The organism is Conexibacter sp. W3-3-2 (assembly GCF_009707605.1).
Lineage (GTDB): Bacteria > Actinomycetota > Thermoleophilia > Solirubrobacterales > Solirubrobacteraceae > Paraconexibacter > Paraconexibacter algicola.
Genome location: NZ_WLYW01000001.1, coordinates 2,171,771 through 2,186,597, shown reverse-complemented (window position 1 = coordinate 2,186,597; position 14,827 = coordinate 2,171,771). Strand labels below are relative to the sequence as shown.

General features: G+C 77.0%; 11 protein-coding genes. 5 read left to right on the top strand and 6 right to left on the bottom strand.

Translation table 11 applies throughout. The annotated features are described in order from the left end of the window. Positions 1–71 precede the first annotated feature (71 nt). Genes GKE82_RS10730 through hemW form a run of 3 tightly spaced genes read right to left on the bottom strand, consistent with a single transcriptional unit; the run spans position 72 to position 3,414 of the window. Positions 72–1,436, bottom strand: coding sequence for a TIGR03032 family protein (locus tag GKE82_RS10730; protein WP_154733264.1), 1,365 nt, complete (start codon positions 1,434–1,436; stop codon positions 72–74). A gap of 27 nt (positions 1,437–1,463) precedes the next feature. Continuing rightward, positions 1,464–2,141 (bottom strand): peptide-methionine (S)-S-oxide reductase MsrA, encoded by a 678-nt coding sequence (gene msrA / locus GKE82_RS10725; RefSeq protein ID WP_107566932.1) that lies wholly within the window; start codon positions 2,139–2,141, stop codon positions 1,464–1,466. A gap of 49 nt (positions 2,142–2,190) precedes the next feature. Next, the gene (gene hemW, locus GKE82_RS10720) at positions 2,191–3,414 is read right to left on the bottom strand and encodes a radical SAM family heme chaperone HemW (protein ID WP_309233540.1); all 1,224 of its coding nucleotides are present in this window, start codon (positions 3,412–3,414) and stop codon (positions 2,191–2,193) included. Positions 3,415–3,552: 138 nt separating this feature from the next. Between hemW and GKE82_RS30720 the strand changes: the two genes are divergently transcribed. Then, positions 3,553–5,727: a sensor histidine kinase gene (locus tag GKE82_RS30720; protein WP_154733263.1), complete on the top strand. Its 2,175-nt coding sequence runs from the start codon at positions 3,553–3,555 to the stop codon at positions 5,725–5,727. On the opposite strand, the gene GKE82_RS10710 is transcribed toward GKE82_RS30720, so the two are convergent. Further along, positions 5,728–6,678 (bottom strand): glutathione S-transferase family protein, encoded by a 951-nt coding sequence (locus GKE82_RS10710; RefSeq protein ID WP_107566929.1) that lies wholly within the window; start codon positions 6,676–6,678, stop codon positions 5,728–5,730. Beyond that, entirely contained in the window at positions 6,678–8,297 is a 1,620-nt protein-coding gene (locus GKE82_RS10705) for a serine protease (protein ID WP_154733262.1), read from the bottom strand. The genes GKE82_RS10710 and GKE82_RS10705 overlap by 1 nt, the downstream gene beginning before the upstream one ends. A gap of 25 nt (positions 8,298–8,322) precedes the next feature. On the opposite strand from GKE82_RS10705, the gene GKE82_RS10700 reads away from it, so the two are divergent. The 4 genes from GKE82_RS10700 (at position 8,323) to GKE82_RS10685 (ending at position 14,239) form a co-directional block, all read left to right on the top strand. Further along, positions 8,323–8,790 (top strand): hypothetical protein, encoded by a 468-nt coding sequence (locus GKE82_RS10700; protein ID WP_107566927.1) that lies wholly within the window; start codon positions 8,323–8,325, stop codon positions 8,788–8,790. A 127-nt stretch (positions 8,791–8,917) separates the two neighbouring features. Then, entirely contained in the window at positions 8,918–11,029 is a 2,112-nt protein-coding gene (locus GKE82_RS10695) for a sugar transferase (RefSeq protein WP_154733261.1), read from the top strand. A 25-nt stretch (positions 11,030–11,054) separates the two neighbouring features. Continuing rightward, complete coding sequence (locus tag GKE82_RS10690) at positions 11,055–13,073, top strand: O-antigen ligase family protein (protein ID WP_154733260.1); 2,019 nt, start codon at positions 11,055–11,057, stop codon at positions 13,071–13,073. A gap of 17 nt (positions 13,074–13,090) precedes the next feature. Continuing rightward, the gene (locus GKE82_RS10685) at positions 13,091–14,239 is read left to right on the top strand and encodes a glycosyltransferase (protein ID WP_154733259.1); all 1,149 of its coding nucleotides are present in this window, start codon (positions 13,091–13,093) and stop codon (positions 14,237–14,239) included. Here GKE82_RS10685 and GKE82_RS10680 read toward each other — a convergent pair. Then, positions 14,224–14,802 (bottom strand): hypothetical protein, encoded by a 579-nt coding sequence (locus tag GKE82_RS10680; protein ID WP_154733258.1) that lies wholly within the window; start codon positions 14,800–14,802, stop codon positions 14,224–14,226. The two genes, GKE82_RS10685 and GKE82_RS10680, sit on opposite strands and share 16 nt — an antisense overlap. Between the last annotated feature and the right edge of the window lie 25 nt (positions 14,803–14,827).

Sequence of the window (14,827 nt, the reverse complement as noted above, 5' to 3'; positions counted from 1 at the left end):
GCGTCGGGCACCTTACCGAGCTGCGACAACTAGTGCACCGACTGTCGCGTTTTAGGGCCTGCGGGCCCGGCTCAGGGCAGCTGGACCGTGCGCGCCACCGCGGTGCTCGACGGGTCCGCGATCTCCGGGTAGCGGGTCCCGGGCAGGAGCGCCACGTCGAAGACCTCCTGGACGAGATCCTCGAAGCGCAGGAACCCGGCGATCGCGCCGCTGCGCAGGTCGACCATCCACACCCCGCTCTGGCGCTCGTCGAGCCGCTGCACGACCGGCAGGTCGCCGAACGTGGAGGTCTCGCGGATCTGCGACAGCCCGACGAACGCGTAGCCGCCGACGATCGTCAGCCCGCGCGTGAAGCCGGGCAGCTCGCAGACGACCTCCACCGTCCCGTCGGCCGGGTCCACGACGCCGAGCGCCCCGAGGCCGGACTGGAGCACCCACAGCCGGTCGTCCCACACGCGCGGCGAGTGCGGCATCGACAGCCCGGCCGCCACGACCTCCTCGGCGACGACGTCGTAGAGGACCCCGCCGGTCGCCTTCCCGGCGTGCCAGCCACGGGGCTCGTCCGTGCGCCCCAGCGCCGTGACGTAGCGGACACGGTCGTCGACGACGCACATCCCGTTGAGGTGGCAGCGATCGCCGGCGGCCACCGCGCTGATCCACGGCGGCGTCCAGCGCGGCACGATGCTGTGGTCCGCGTCGAGCGTGGCGAGACACGAGAACGCGGTCGCGACGAGCCACAGCTCGCCGCCCGCGAACCCCATCTCGTGGACCGCGACGTCCCCGGTGACGTGCCGGTGGCGGGGGAGGAAGCACGCGTCGTGCGCGCCGGGAGGGTCGAGGTGCGCGGCGATGCCCGGCACGTCGCGCAGGTCCCAGATCTCGGTCCGCGTGCCGAGCGAGAAGCGCCCGGGGCCGACCGCGATCCCCATCGGCTTGTCGACCGGGCGGAAGTGCGTGTTGAGGCCGTCGTCGGTGGCCCGCAGGCAGACGAGCCGTCCAGACTGGTAGGTCGAGACGAGGAGCGCCCCGCCGAGCGCGCGCAGCGCCGCGGCCATCGACGGGGTGTACGTGCTGGCGAACGCGGTGTCGCCGTCGCGGCCGGCGGCGAGCCGCGCGGCGTCCTCGACCGGGCCGAGCGCCGCCTGGTCGTAGGCGATCCCGAGGGCGGCGCACAGCGCGCGCATCCCGTCGGCCGGGGCGGCGAGCAGCGCGGCGAGGTCCACGGCCGTCCAGGGACCCTCGCCCGCGCCGGTGCGGGCCAGCCACGGCGACGGCGCGACGAGCCGGGCGCCCGGCGTCCGCGCGAGCGCGCGGGCGCCGTCCGCGTCGACGTCGGAGACCGCGACGGGCGCGGCGCCCGCCACCTCGCGCAGGGAGGCGGCGAGCACGTCGGCGCCGTCGGCGGACGCTCCGAGGACGAACAGCGGGGCGGTCATCGACCGCCCATCATGCCGGACCGCGGGTCAGGCGACGGACGCGTCCGGGGACGCGCTGACGCCGACCCCGACCGGGCACGAGACGCCGGTCCCGCCGAGACCGCAGTAGCCGTTCGGGTTCTTCGCGAGGTACTGCTGGTGCTCGTCCTCGGCGTAGTAGAAGCCGCGGTCCGGGGCGATCTCCGTGGTGATCTCGGCGTCGCGGCCGGCCGCGCGCAGCGCCGCCTGGAACCGGTCGCGCGTCTCGAGCGCGACGCGCTCCTGCTCGGGCGAGGTCGTGTAGATCGCCGACCGGTATTGGGTGCCGACGTCGTTGCCCTGGCGCATGCCCTGGGTCGGGTCGTGGCCCTCCCAGAACACCTTCAGGACCTGCTCGTAGCTGATCGTCTGCGGGTCGAACGCGACGAGCACGACCTCGGTGTGGCCGGTCCGGCCGGAGCAGACCTCGCGGTAGGTCGGGTTGGGCGTGTGACCGCCCGCGTAGCCGACCGCGGTGCTGAGGACGCCCGGCGTCTGCCAGAACATCCGCTCGGCGCCCCAGAAGCAGCCCATGCCGACGACGGCGACCTCGGTGCCGGGCGGGAACGGCGGCTTCAGCGGCGCACCGGTGACGAGATGGGTGGCGGCGACCGGCATCTCCGCGTCGCGCCCCGGGAGGGCGTCCTGCGCGCTGGGGATGGTCGCGGGCTTGCGGGAGAAGAGCATGTCCAGACGGTACTCCTCACCCCTAACGGGCCGATGAACTCGGGGGCCGTCAGTCGACGAGGTCGCGGGTCAGCGCGTCGGCGACGAGCCGGCCGGAGAGCGTCAGGACGCAGCGGTCGCGCTCGCGCAGCGCCCGCCCGTCCAGCAGGCCGGCCGCGGCGGCCCGCTCCGCGGCGGCCCGCCCGGCGGGGCGCAGCACCGACGCGGGCAGGCCCTCGACGAGGCGCAGCTCGAGCATCACGCGCTCGACCCGGCGGGTCTCCTCGTCGAGCACCTCGCGGCCCGCCGCGGGCGAGCGCCCCTCCGCGAGGGCCCGCGCGTGGCTCGCGGGCCGCAGCACGTTCCACCAGCGCACCCCGGCGACGTGGCTGTGCGCGCCGGGGCCGATCCCCCACCAGTCGTCGCCCATCCAGTACCCGTGGTTGTGGGTGCTGCGGGTCGCGGGGCCGGTCGACCAGTTCGCGACCTCGTACCAGTGCAGGCCGGCGGCCGCGAGCGCCGCGTCGGCGTGCTCGTAGCGGCGGGCGGCGGCGTCCGGGTCCGGCGCGGGGACCGCGCCCCGGCGCACGCGCGCGGCGAGCGCGGTGCCCGGCTCGACGGTGAGCGCGTACACGCTCAGCCGGTCCGGCCCGGTGGCGAGCGCCGCGTCGACGGTGCGCGCCCAGTCCTCGTCGGTCTCGCCCGGCGTCCCGAGGATCAGGTCCAGCCCGACGACCGTGAAGCCGGCGGCGCGCGCCTCCCGGGCGGCGGCCTCCGCGCGGCCCGGCGTGTGGGCGCGGTCGAGGGTGGCGAGGACGTGCGGCGCCGCCGACTGCATCCCCAGCGAGATCCGGTCGACGCCCGCTTCCCGCAGCGCGGCGAGGGAGGCCGCCTCGACGCTCTCGGGGTTGGCCTCGACCGTGATCTCCGCGTCGGCGGCGACGCCGATCTCGTCCCGAACCGCGTCGAGGATCCGCCCGAGCTGGGCGGGGGACAGCAGCGTCGGGGTCCCGCCGCCGACGTGCACGGTCCGGGCCGGTGGGCGGCGCTCGCCGAGCACCTGCGCCGCCAGTCGGGTCTCGGCGATCGCCGCGCGGACGTACGCCTCGGTCGCGTCGCCGCCCCCGGCCTCCCGCGGGGTGTAGGTGTTGAAGTCGCAGTAGCCGCAGCGCGCCGCGCAGAACGGGACGTGCACGTAGATCCCGAGCGGACGGTCGCCCACGCGGTCCTGCGCCGGGTCGGGCAGCCGACCGTCGGCCGGGGCGGGATCGCCGGTGGGGAGCTGGGCGGGCACGGTCCCAGTCTGCCGCCTCGCACCGGTCTGGCGTAGATTGGTAGGGGCATGGGCACGGGAGCCTTGGCAGGTGGGGATGGATCCCCTCGAGCGCTACGTGACGGGGAGGACCCCCGTCACGCGGTCGGGGCACTCGGCGTGCGCGCCCTCCTCCTCGCCCGCCTCGCGGCCCTGCCGACCGGCATCGCGCTCGGGCTCACGTCCGCCGACGTCGCCTGGGAGCCGGCGCTGGCGATCAGCGCCGTCGCGATCTGCTGGATCCTCGCGACGAACCGGCGGATGAGCCGGCGCGGCCTCGGCCGCCGCGAGGCGCTGGTGCTCGCCGCCGTGGACGTCGCGATCGTCGCCGCGGGGATCGCGGCCTCGGGCGGCGCGGACAGCGGCATGCGGCTCCTGCTCGGCGTCCTGCCGCTGGCGATGGCGTTCGCGTTCCGCGCGCCGGTCGTCGTCGGGATCGGCGTCGGCGGCGGCGCGCTGCTGATCCCCTCCGGCCTGGACGACCCCGGCGGCCTCGCGGTCAACCTCGTCGTCGGGGCGTGGTCGACCGCCGTCGGCCTGGCGCTCGTGCGGGACCGCCGCCGCCTCGTCGGGCGGATGCGCCGGCTCGCGGAGGTCCGCGAGCGGCTGCTGGAGGCGCACGACGGCGCCGCCGCCCGCGAGCGCGACCGCGCCGCCGACGAGCTGCGGCTCGGCGCGCTCGACGACGTGCGCGCCGCCCGGACCGCGCTCGTCCTGCCCGGGGGCGCAGGGCGCGCGGCCGAGCTGACGCGCTCGGCGGCCGGCCGCATCCGCGGCCTCGTCAGCGAGCTGCACGCGCTGTCGGCGCGACCGGTCGCGCTGCGCGCCGCGGTCGACGCGGTCGCTGCGCGACGGGCCGCGCAGACCGGTCGCACCATCGCGGTGCGCGTCGACGACGCCGTCGAGGGGAAGCGCGACGACCTCGTCCTCGTGCTCGTGCGCGACCTGCTCGACGCGATCACGACCCACGGGAGCGCCGCGGCGGACCTCACGGTCACGGTCGCGGCCGGTGACCGCGGCCTCGAGGTCGCGGTGCGCGGCGCGCCGCTCGCCGCCTTCGACGAGCTCGGCCTGGCGCTGGTGCGGGAGCGGCTGCTCGGCGTGCCCGGCGCGGTCCTGGTCGTCGGCGACGGGCTCGTGACGGCGATCCTCGAGGACGAGCCCGCACGCGAGGTCCCGCCGCCGCCCGGCACCCCGAGCGCCGCGCGCGCCTCCCGACGGCTCGGAGCCCTCGCCGTGCCGGTGATCGCGCTCATCTGCGGGACCAGCGCCGCCTCGTTCTGGATCCCCACCGCGATCGGGTTCGTCGCCGTCGTCGCCTCGGAGATCGCGATCGCCCGCCGCCCGCTGCCCGTGCGCGGCCGCATCGCCATGACCGCGATCGACGCGGCGCTGGTCGTCTCCGCGGTCGCCCTCGCGGGGCCGGCCCGCGACGAGCTGCTGCTGCTGGTCGTCGGCTTCGCGCCGGTCTACGCGTCGATCTTCGCGCCACGGATCGTGGCGGTGTTCGTCGCCGGGCTCGGCCTCGGCACGCTGGCGGTGATCGGCTGGGACCAGGCCTTCGTGATCGGCTATGGCGCCGCGGCCGTCATCGCGGTCGCGCTCGCCGTCGCGACCGAGCGGGCGATCGCGCTCGCCACGGTCCTCCTGGAGTGCCGCCGCGAGGCCTTCCTGTCGCTGCTCGCCTCCGAGGAGGCGGTGCGGCGGTCGGTCGCGCGCCGCCTCCACGACGACGCGCTGCAGCTGCTGCTGACCGCCCGGCAGGACGCCGACGAGGCCGCGCAGGCCGCCGACCCGGCGATCGGCGCCGACGGCGCGCAGCGGGCGCGCCTCGCGCTCGCCGAGGTCGAGGCGCAGCTCGACCGCGCGTCGCTGCGGCAGGAGGTCGACCGCGCGCCGCAGGGCGGGCTGGCGACGGCGCTCGAGGCGCTCGTGCGGGAGGCGGAGTCCGAGTCGGAGCTGCTCGTCGTCCGCGCGATCGACCCGGCGGTCGCGGCCGCCGCGGACGGCGGCCTCGTCCTCGGTCTCGCGCGCGAGCTCGTCACGAACGCCGTCCGCCACGCGCAGGCCCGGCGGCTCACGGTGACGCTCGGCGCGGACGGCCGCGGGGCCCACGTGCTCGTGGTCGCCGACGACGGCCGCGGCATGGCGCCCGACCGGGCGGCGGCGGCGCTCGCGGAGGGGCACATCGGCCTGGCGGCGGCGCGCGACCGCGTCCGCCGCCGTGGCGGCACGCTCACGCTCGACGCGACGCCGGGCCGCGGGACCGTGGTGACGGTCGTCCTGCCCGGCTGATCAGCCGCGCCCGTGCGGCGCGTCGAGGTCGAGCTCCGGCCCGACCGGCACGATCCCGGTCGGGTTGATCGAGTCGTGCGTCTCGTAGTAGTGGCGCTTGATGTGCTCGAAGTCGACGGTCGGCGCGATCCCGGGGGTCTGGTACAGGTCGCGCAGGTAGCCCGAGAGGTGCGCGTAGTCGGCGATCCGCCGGACGTTGCACTTGAAGTGGCCGACGTAGACGGCGTCGAAGCGCACGAGCGTCGTGAACAGCCGGATGTCCGCGAGGGTCAGCCGGTCGCCCAGCAGGTAGCGGCGGTCGGCGAGCCGCGCGTCGAGCTCGTCGAGGACCTCGAAGAGCGGGAGCACCGCCTCCTCGTAGGCGTGCTGCGACGCCGCGAAGCCGGACCGGTACACGCCGTTGTTGACGTACTCGTAGATGCGGTCGTTCAGCGGGCCCATCTCCTCGCGGAGGTCGTCGGGCAGCAGGTCGAGCCCGGGGTTCGCCGCGACGGCGTCGAACTCGCGGGCGAGCATCTCGATGATCTCGGAGGACTCGTTGTTGACGATGCGGCCGCGCTCGGTGTCCCACAGGACCGGCACGGTGACGCGGCCGACGAACGCGGCGTCGCTCTGCGTGTAGCCCTGCGAGAGGTAGTCCCAGCCGTGCAGCGGGTCGGCCTGCGCGGGGTGCGCCTCGCTGCCCGCGCCGGGGCGGAAGCGCCAGCCGAGCTCGTCGCGGATCGGGTCGACGATCGTCATTCCGATCGCGTCCTGCAGGCCCTTCAGCTCGCGGACGATGACCGCCCGGTGCGCCCACGGGCAGGCGAGGCTGACGTAGAGGTGGTACCGGCCGGCGGCAGCCGGGTAGCCGGACGACCCGTCGGCGGTGACGCGGTCGCGGAACGCGCTGACCTGGCGGACGAAGCGGCCGTCGTCGTCGGACTCGGCGGAGAACTGCGCGGGCGCCATCAGCGCCTCCTCGTGGTCGCGGTGAAGTGCTGGATGCGGCGGTTGTTGGCGGCGTCGGTGGCCGTCACGGTGACGCGGTAGCGCGCGCCGCGGCGCAGGCCGCGGGCGGTCAGCCGGTAGGTGTCGGCGCCGAGGAAGCGCACGGTCACGCTGCGCGCCTCGGTGCGGCGGCAGGTCCGGGGCCGGGACGTGCCGCCGCAGCGGCGGCGTGCCGTCGTGGTCGCCCGGGCGGTGACGGAGCGCAGCGGCACGACCGCGGCCGGGTCGGTGATCCGCAGCGTCAGCGTGCAGGAGACGGTGGTGCACGAGCGGCGCCGCAGCGTCGCGGTCGGCGGCGTGCGGTCGACCAGCGGGATGGTCGTCGAGGTGGTGGGCGTCGCGGCCGTCGGCGTCGCCGTCGGGGTCGGCGTGGGCGTGGGCGTCGGGGTGGCCGTGGTGTCCGCCGGCCGCGGGGCGGGGGCCGACGCCGGGGCGGTCGACGCGGCGAGGATCTCCGTGGTGTCGGCCGAGAACCGCTCGGCGTAGCCGCCCGCGTTCGTGACGCGCACGCGGCAGAAGAGCTTTCGGCCGACGTCGGCGCTGCCCGGCACGTAGGTCGCGGCGGTCGCGCCCGGGATCGCGACGTCCGCCTCGGACATCGTGCGACCCGCGCGCGCCCACAGGTAGGAGACGGTCAGCGGCCCGGTCCCGGTCCCGGCGTCGTGGGTGCAGGTGAGCGTCTCGCCCGCCCGGGCGGTGCCCGTGATCCCGGCGGCGGTGGCGCTGGCGAAGTCCGGGCGGTTGGGCAGCGTCGCGCGCTGCGCGAGGAAGCCGTCGATCGCCGGGGCGGTGAGGTCGGTGTACACGCCGGGGAACGAGGCGGAGGCGCAGCCGACGCCCCAGCTGACGATCCCGACGAGCCGGAACGACCCGACCGTGCCGGACACGAGCGGGCCGCCGGAGTCGCCCTGGCAGGAGTCCTTGCCGGGGGCGCCCGCGCAGACCATCGAGGCCGGGTCGACCGCCCCGGCGTAGCTCGACGGCGCGTTGCAGGTCGCGTCGGCGATCGCGTTCAGGCCGACCGCGCGCAGGTCGTTCGGGTAGGCGGGCGTGCCGCTCGCGACCGTGTTGCCCCAGCCGCTCGTCGTCACCGCCGCCCCGGCGGCGAGCAGCGCGGCGTCCGCGGTGGTGGCGGGCGTGGCGGGGAGGGCCTGCGGGTCGACGACGTCCTGTGCCAGCTCGAGCACGGCGACGTCGTTGCGGTTGGAGACGGGATCCCAGGCGGGGGAGAACGACACGCGGGCCACGTCCACCGTCTGCCCGGAGGCGGGCTGGTCCAGCCGCTCGTGGCCGGCGAACACCTGCACGTCGCCCGGGTAGGTCGAGGAGCCGGGCAGCTCGACGCAGTGCGCGGCGGTCACGACGATCCGCGGCGAGACGAGCGTGCCGCCGCAGTACTGGCCGAGATCCGGCGTGCGCCCGGTGACGACGAGCGCGACCTGGTGCGGCTGGGCGGTGATCGGCACGCTCGTGCCGCCGATGATCCGCCACGAGGACGGCGCCGCGTACGCGCTCGGCGCGGAGGCGGACAGCAGGCCCGCCAGGACCGCGAGGACGACCGGACAGCGTGCGCGCGACATCGACCCCGCAGGCTACTCTCCGCGCGTGCACCGCCTCGTCGTTTCGGCCATCGCCACCGCGCTGCTCGCGCTGACGCTCGCCGCCTGCGGTGGGGAGGACGTCGAGCGCAGCAACGACTACGTGCGCGCGGTCAACGCGGCGCAGACCTCGTTCGCGCAGACCTTCGACCGCCTGCAGTCGCAGATCACGACGTCGAGCACCCCGGCGCAGGACAGCGCGACGCTGGGCCGCTTCCGCGCCGCGATCGACGACGTGGTCGCCGATCTGCGCCGCGTCGACCCGCCGGACTCCGTGCGCCAGCAGCACGAGCAGCTCGTCGCCGCGATCCGCAGCTACGGCACCACGGTGACGAAGGCGCGGGCCGCGTTCCGCTCCAAGGACGCGACCGAGATCCTCGCGGCCCGCACGCAGCTCAGCACCGACGTCGCGCGCACCAGCGTGCGGATCAACCAGACGATCGACGCGATCAACCGGACGTTGCGGGGCGAGTGACCGACGGCCGGTCCGACGGCGGGCGCGCCGTCCGATAGGCTCGATGACGTAGGTGGCGTGCAACATTCGGCGCGTCGCCGCTCCTGCGCGGGCCAACCTTCCGGTCCCGCCGGTGTTCCTTGTGCCGATGCCCCGTCCACGCTCCCGGATCCTGCTCGCCGCCGTCGCGGCGCTCGCCCTCACGCCCACCGCCGCCCAGGCCAAGGGCTCGCTGCTGAGCGGCTACGGCGGGCCGGGCGGCGGGGAGCAGGTGATCCTCGGCTCCCAGCTGCTCGGCGGCCCGGGGGGCTCGGGCCCGGCCGCGGGCGGCTCCGGCTCCGGGACGGGCGCCCGTCCCGCGGCCCCGGCGCCGCTGCGGGCCGCCGCTCCCGCACCCGCGGCCGCCCCGACCGCGGCGGCCCCCGCGCCCGGCGCGACCGCGCCCGCCACGCGCGGCGACGACCCGCGCTCCGACACCCGCGGCTCGCAGCGCCGCGGATCCGGCGACGGTGCCCGGACCGAGCGCGACAGCGCCGCGACCGCGGGGGAGGGCGCTCCGGCCGCCGCGGGCGGTGGCACCACGACGGTCGCCGCGGACCGCGCGCCCGGCGCGCCCGTCCGCACCGCCTACCCGTCCGGCGACGCCGCCTCGACGCTGCCGCTGGACCGGCGCGACCTCTTCCTGCTGCTCGGCACCGCGCTGCTGCTCGGGCTGCTCGTCCTCGGCCTGCGCCCCCTCACCCGCTGGCAGCCGCGCGGACCTGGGCGGGTCGTGAGGCGGGCGGAGCGCGCCCCCGACCCGCCGATCCTCGCGGGCCGCGACGCTCCCGGGCCGGCGCCCGCACCCGCCACGACCGGTCACCCGCGCGCCACCTGGCTGCTCGAAGGGCCCGGCTGGCGGCCGCTGCGCCCCGCCGTCGACCTGCTCGCGCTCGTCGCCGCGGTCGCGCTCACCCTGGCCTGGCCCGGCGGCGGCGACCCCGGGAGCGCCCGGCCCGTGCTGCTCGCCCTGCCGCCGCTGGCGATGCTCGCGCTGTGGTCGCGGGGCATGTACGACCGCCGCCTGCGCATCGACGTCCTCGACGGCGTCGGACCCGTCGTCGGCGCGATCTCGGTCGCCGTCATGGTGCTCGTCGTCGTCCAGGCGACCGTCGCGGACGCGACGCTGGACGACGGGGTCGTCGGTCACGCCTGGGTGCTGTCGGTGCTGCTCGTCGGCGCAGCGCGCATCGCGATCGCCGGGACGCAGCGGCTCGCGCGCACGCGCCTGGGGATCGGCAGCCCCGCGCTCATCGTCGGGGCGGGCCACGTCGGCCACCGCGTCGCCCGGCGTCTGGTCCAGCTGCCCGAGTACGGGCTGCGGCCGGTCGGCTTCCTCGACGTCGACCCGCGGGGCCCGGAGGCACCGGCCGCCGACGACGTCCCGGTGCTCGGCGGTCCCGACGACCTCGAGCACGTCGCCCGCACGACCGGCGCGCGCGACGTCGTCGTCGCGTTCTCGTCCGAGCCCGACCGCGACCTCGTCGAGCTCGTGCAGCGGTGCGAGCGCGCGGGCCTGCGCGTGACGCTCGTGCCGCGCCTGTTCGAGTCGATGAACGACCGCACGCGGTACGAGTCGCTCGGCGGGCTGCCGCTCCTCGGCCTCGCGGGCACGAACCCGCGGAGCTGGCGCTTCGTGGTCAAGCACGCGCTCGACCGGCTCGTCGCCGCGGTGATGCTGCTCCTCCTCGGCCCGCTGCTGCTCGCGCTCGTCGTCGCGGTGAAGGCCAGCAGTCCCGGTCCGGTCCTCTTCCGCCAGCGGCGCGTGGGCCGGGACGGCCGCGCCTTCGACCTCCTGAAGTTCCGGTCGATGGCCGTCCCGCGGCCCGGGGACGCCTTCCGGCCCGGGGCCGGCCAGGCGCCCGGCGGCGTCGAGGGGGTCGACCGTCGCACCGCGGTCGGGCGGTTCATGCGCCGCACGTCGCTCGACGAGCTGCCGCAGCTGCTGAACGTGCTGCGCGGCGAGATGAGCCTCGTCGGCCCGCGGCCCGAGCGTCCCGAGTTCGTCGAGCTGTTCGTCCACGACATCGACCGCTACGACGAGCGCCACCGCGTCCGCGCGGGCATCACCGGCTGGGCGCAGATCCACGGCCTGCGCGGGCAGACCTCGCTGGCCGATCGCGTCGAGTGGGACAACTGGTACATCGAGCACTGGTCGCTGGCCCTCGACCTGAAGATCCTCGTGCGCACCGTCGTCGCGGCCTTCCGCGCCGCCGAGTGACGCACGCCGACGTAAGGTCCAGGCGGTGAGGTCCGGGCGTCCCCTCGAGCTGCTCGTGCGCGCGGCGCCGGTGACGGTGCCGTCGCTCGTCGTCGTGCTCGTCTCGGTCGCGCTGGTGTTCGACGACGTCGGCTACCCGCTCACCGCGTGGGCGCCCGCCACCGTCCTCGTCCTCGGCCTGCTCGGGGTCGCCGTCGCCACGCTGCCCAACGCCTGGGGCGACGTCCCGACGCCCGTGCGGGTCGCCACCGCCGGCCTCGTCGGCCTCACCGCCTGGACGTTCCTGTCGATCCTCTGGACGCCCGACCGCGGTGCCGCGCTGGAGGCCGGCGGCCGCACCGTCCTCTACGCGGCGGTCTTCCTCCTCTTCGCGCTCTGGCGGCAGCGCGCCCGCTCCGCGGCGCTCGTGCTCGGCGCCTGGACGGCCCTGATGCTCGTGCTCGCCGCCGCCTGGACGGTGCGCGTCGGGGCGGGCGGGCAGGCCGCGGTCGACCTGTTCCTCGACGACCGGCTGCGCTCCCCCGCCGGCTACCCGAACGCGTCCGCCGCGACGTGGCTCATGGTCCTCTGGCCCGCCGTCGCCCTCGCCGCCTCCGCGCGCGTGCCCTGGGTGGCGCGCGGCGCGTTCGCCGCCGGAGCGGTCGTGGTCCTGCCGCTCGCGCTGCTGAGCGTCAGCCGCGGGTCGCTCATCGCCGTCCCGCTCACCGCGCTGCTGCTGCTCGTGCTGCTGCCCGGCCGCCTGCGCCACCTCGGCACGCTGCTGCTCGTCGCGGCCGCCGCCACCCCGGGACTGCTCGCCGCGCTCGACGTCGGCGACGTCCTCACCACCCCGGGCGCCGACCCGTCGTCGGACCTCCGGGCGGTCGCGGTGCTCGCGCTCGGCGGCGGGCTCGTGGCCGGTGCGATCGTCGCCGCCGTCGCCCGCTGGGAGGTCGCGCGCCCGTCCGGGGACCCGCGCGTCGCGGCGCTGCACCGGGCCGGCCGGCTCGCCGCCGCCGCGGTCGTCGCCGTCGGCCTCGTCGGCGGCCTCGTCGCCGTCGGCGACCCCGTCGACCGGCTCGACCGCGCCTGGACCTCGTTCCAGGGCGGCTACGCCGAGGACTCCGGCTCGGGCAACCGCCTCGCGTCCGGGCTGGGCTCCAACCGCTACGACTTCTACCGCGTCGCGCTCGACGGCTTCACCGCCGCGCCGCTCGTCGGGCAGGGCGCCGAGAGCTTCCGCCAGAGCTACCTGCGCGACGGCACGAGCACCGAGACCCCCCGCTACCCGCACAGCGTCGAGCTGCGCGTCCTGGGCGAGCTGGGCCTCGTCGGCGCGCTGCTGCTGCTCCTGTGGCTCGGCGGGGCCGCGTGGGCGGCCGCGCGGGCGGTGCGCGCCGGGGACCCGCTCACGCGTGCGGTCGTCGCCGGGGCGCTCGGGGTGACCGGCTACTGGCTGGTGCACGGCTCGGCCGACTGGTTCTGGGAGTTCGCCGGGCTCGGGCTGCCGGCGGTGGCGATGCTCGGGCTCGCCTGCTCGCTGGCCCCCCGCCACGACCCGCCGCGCGCCCCCCTGATGCGCGCCCGCGGCGCCGGCGAGCTCGCCGCCCTCGCCCTCGTGCTCGGGGCGGCCGCGCTCACCGTCCTGTCGCCGTGGAGCGCCCAGCGCGAGATCGACCGCGCCGCCGCCGTCTTCGCGACCCGGCCGCTGGAGTCCTACTCGCGCCTGGACCGCGCCCGCACGCTCGACCCGCTGTCCGACCGGGCGTCGCTGCTGGAGGGCAGCATCGCCCTGCGCTACGGCGACCTGCCGCGGGCGCGCCGCGCGTTCGAGGACGCGCTGGAGCGCGTGCCCGACGGCCAGTACGCGACCCTGCAGCTCGGCGCGATCGCCGCCGTCCAGCGCGACCGGCCGCGCGCCCTGCGTCTGCTGCGCCGCGCGGTGGCGCTGGCGCCGCGCGACCCGATCGCGCGCGAGAGCCTCGCGATCGTCCGCGACGGCGGCGTCGTCGACCTCGACGCGCTCTCGGCGGCGATCCTGCGCGGCGCCGCCTCCCTGTCCTGAGACCCTCCACCCACCCGATGACCGACCCCGCCCCGATCACCGCGCTCGCCGACCGGCGCGTCGCGATCTCCCACGAGTGGCTGACGATCCCCGGCGGCTCGGAGAAGGTCGTGCTCGCGCTGCTGGACCTCCTCCCGCACGCCGAGATCCTCACGACCGTCTACGACCCCGACGGACCGTGGCCGCGGGCGCTGACCGACCGGCCGATCCACCCGTCGTTCCTCGACCGCCTGCCGGGCGCCCGCGAGCACTACCCGAAGCTCCTGCCGCTGATGGACCGCGCGTTCCGCGGCTTCGACGTCTCCGGCTACGACCTCGTCGTGTCGAGCAACCACGCCAACGCGAAGAACGTCCGCACGCACCCGCGTCGCGGCCGGCAGGTGCGGCACGTCTGCTACTGCCACACGCCGATGCGCTACGCCTGGGACCCGTCGTTCCTGGAGGGCGAGGACCTCGGCCGCGTCGGGGGCCTCGTCTTCCGCGCGCTGCTGGGGCGGCTGCGCCGCGCCGACCTGCGCGGCGCCCGCCAGGTCGACGAGTTCGTCGCCAACTCGACGTTCGTCGCGGAGCGCATCCGCAGCACCTACGGGGTGCCCGCGCACGTCGTGCACCCGCCCGTGGACGTCGACCGGTTCCTCGACGCGCCGCGCGTCCCGGAGGACTTCTACCTCGTGTTCGGGCGCGTCGTGCCCTACAAGAAGGCGGACGTCGCGGCGGCCGCGTGCGAGCTCCTGGGCCGTGACGTCGTCATCGCGGGCACCGGCCGCGACCTCGATCGCGTCCGGGCGGTCGCCGGGTCCGGCGCGCGCTTCCCCGGCCGGGTCGACGACGCGGAGGTCGCCTCGCTGTTCTCGCGCGCGCGGGCGCTGCTGTTCCCGGGGACCGAGGACTTCGGGATCGTGCCGGTCGAGGCGCAGGCCGCGGGCCTGCCCGTGATCGCCTACGGCGTCGGGGGCGCCCGCGACTCGGTCGTCGACGGGGTGACCGGCGTGCTCTACGACGACCCGAGCCCGGCGGGGCTGGCGGCGGCGATCGAGCGGTTCGAGGGCCTGACGCTCCGCGACGAGGACCTGCGCGCGCACGCGCGCGGCTTCGCCCCCGAGGTGTTCCGCGACCGGATGGCCGCGGTGCTCACGGGGACGGCCGGAGATCAGGCCCGGCCGTAGACCTCGTCGAGCAGGCCGTCGACCTCGCGGATCCCGAACTCGTCGGTGAGCCGCGAGCGGGCCTCGGCCCGGGACGCGCCGCCGACCGCCATCTCGATCGCCACGAGCCGCGCGGTCTCGCCGTGCGGCGCCGGGGCCGGCCGCTCGGCCGCGACGGGGGCCGCCGCGACGTCCGCACCCGTGTCGTCCGGGGCGGCGTCCGTCGGCCCGGGCAGCGGGGCGTCCTGCGGCGCGTCGGTCGGCGCGGGCTGCGGGGCCGGCGCCACGGCCTCGCGCCGGCCGACCTCCTCGGAGAGCGCGTCGAGCCGGCGCCGGACCTCCGCGGCCTGCACGGCGATGCGCTGGATCAGCGCCAGCAACCGCTCGGGATCGGGGATCGCCGTGACGTCCGCGGGCGCCGCGCTCGGCGGCTGGACGGCGCGCAGCGCGGCCGGCGCCGGGCGGCGCGGGACGGGGGTGCGCTCCGCCGCCGGACGGTCGCCGCGCCCCGCCCGGGCCGCCTCCTCCGCCGCCTCGACGATGGCGCGAGCGCGGTCGGACAGGCCGTGGGGAGCAGTGCTCATGCGCCCGATGGTAGCGGCGACCCCG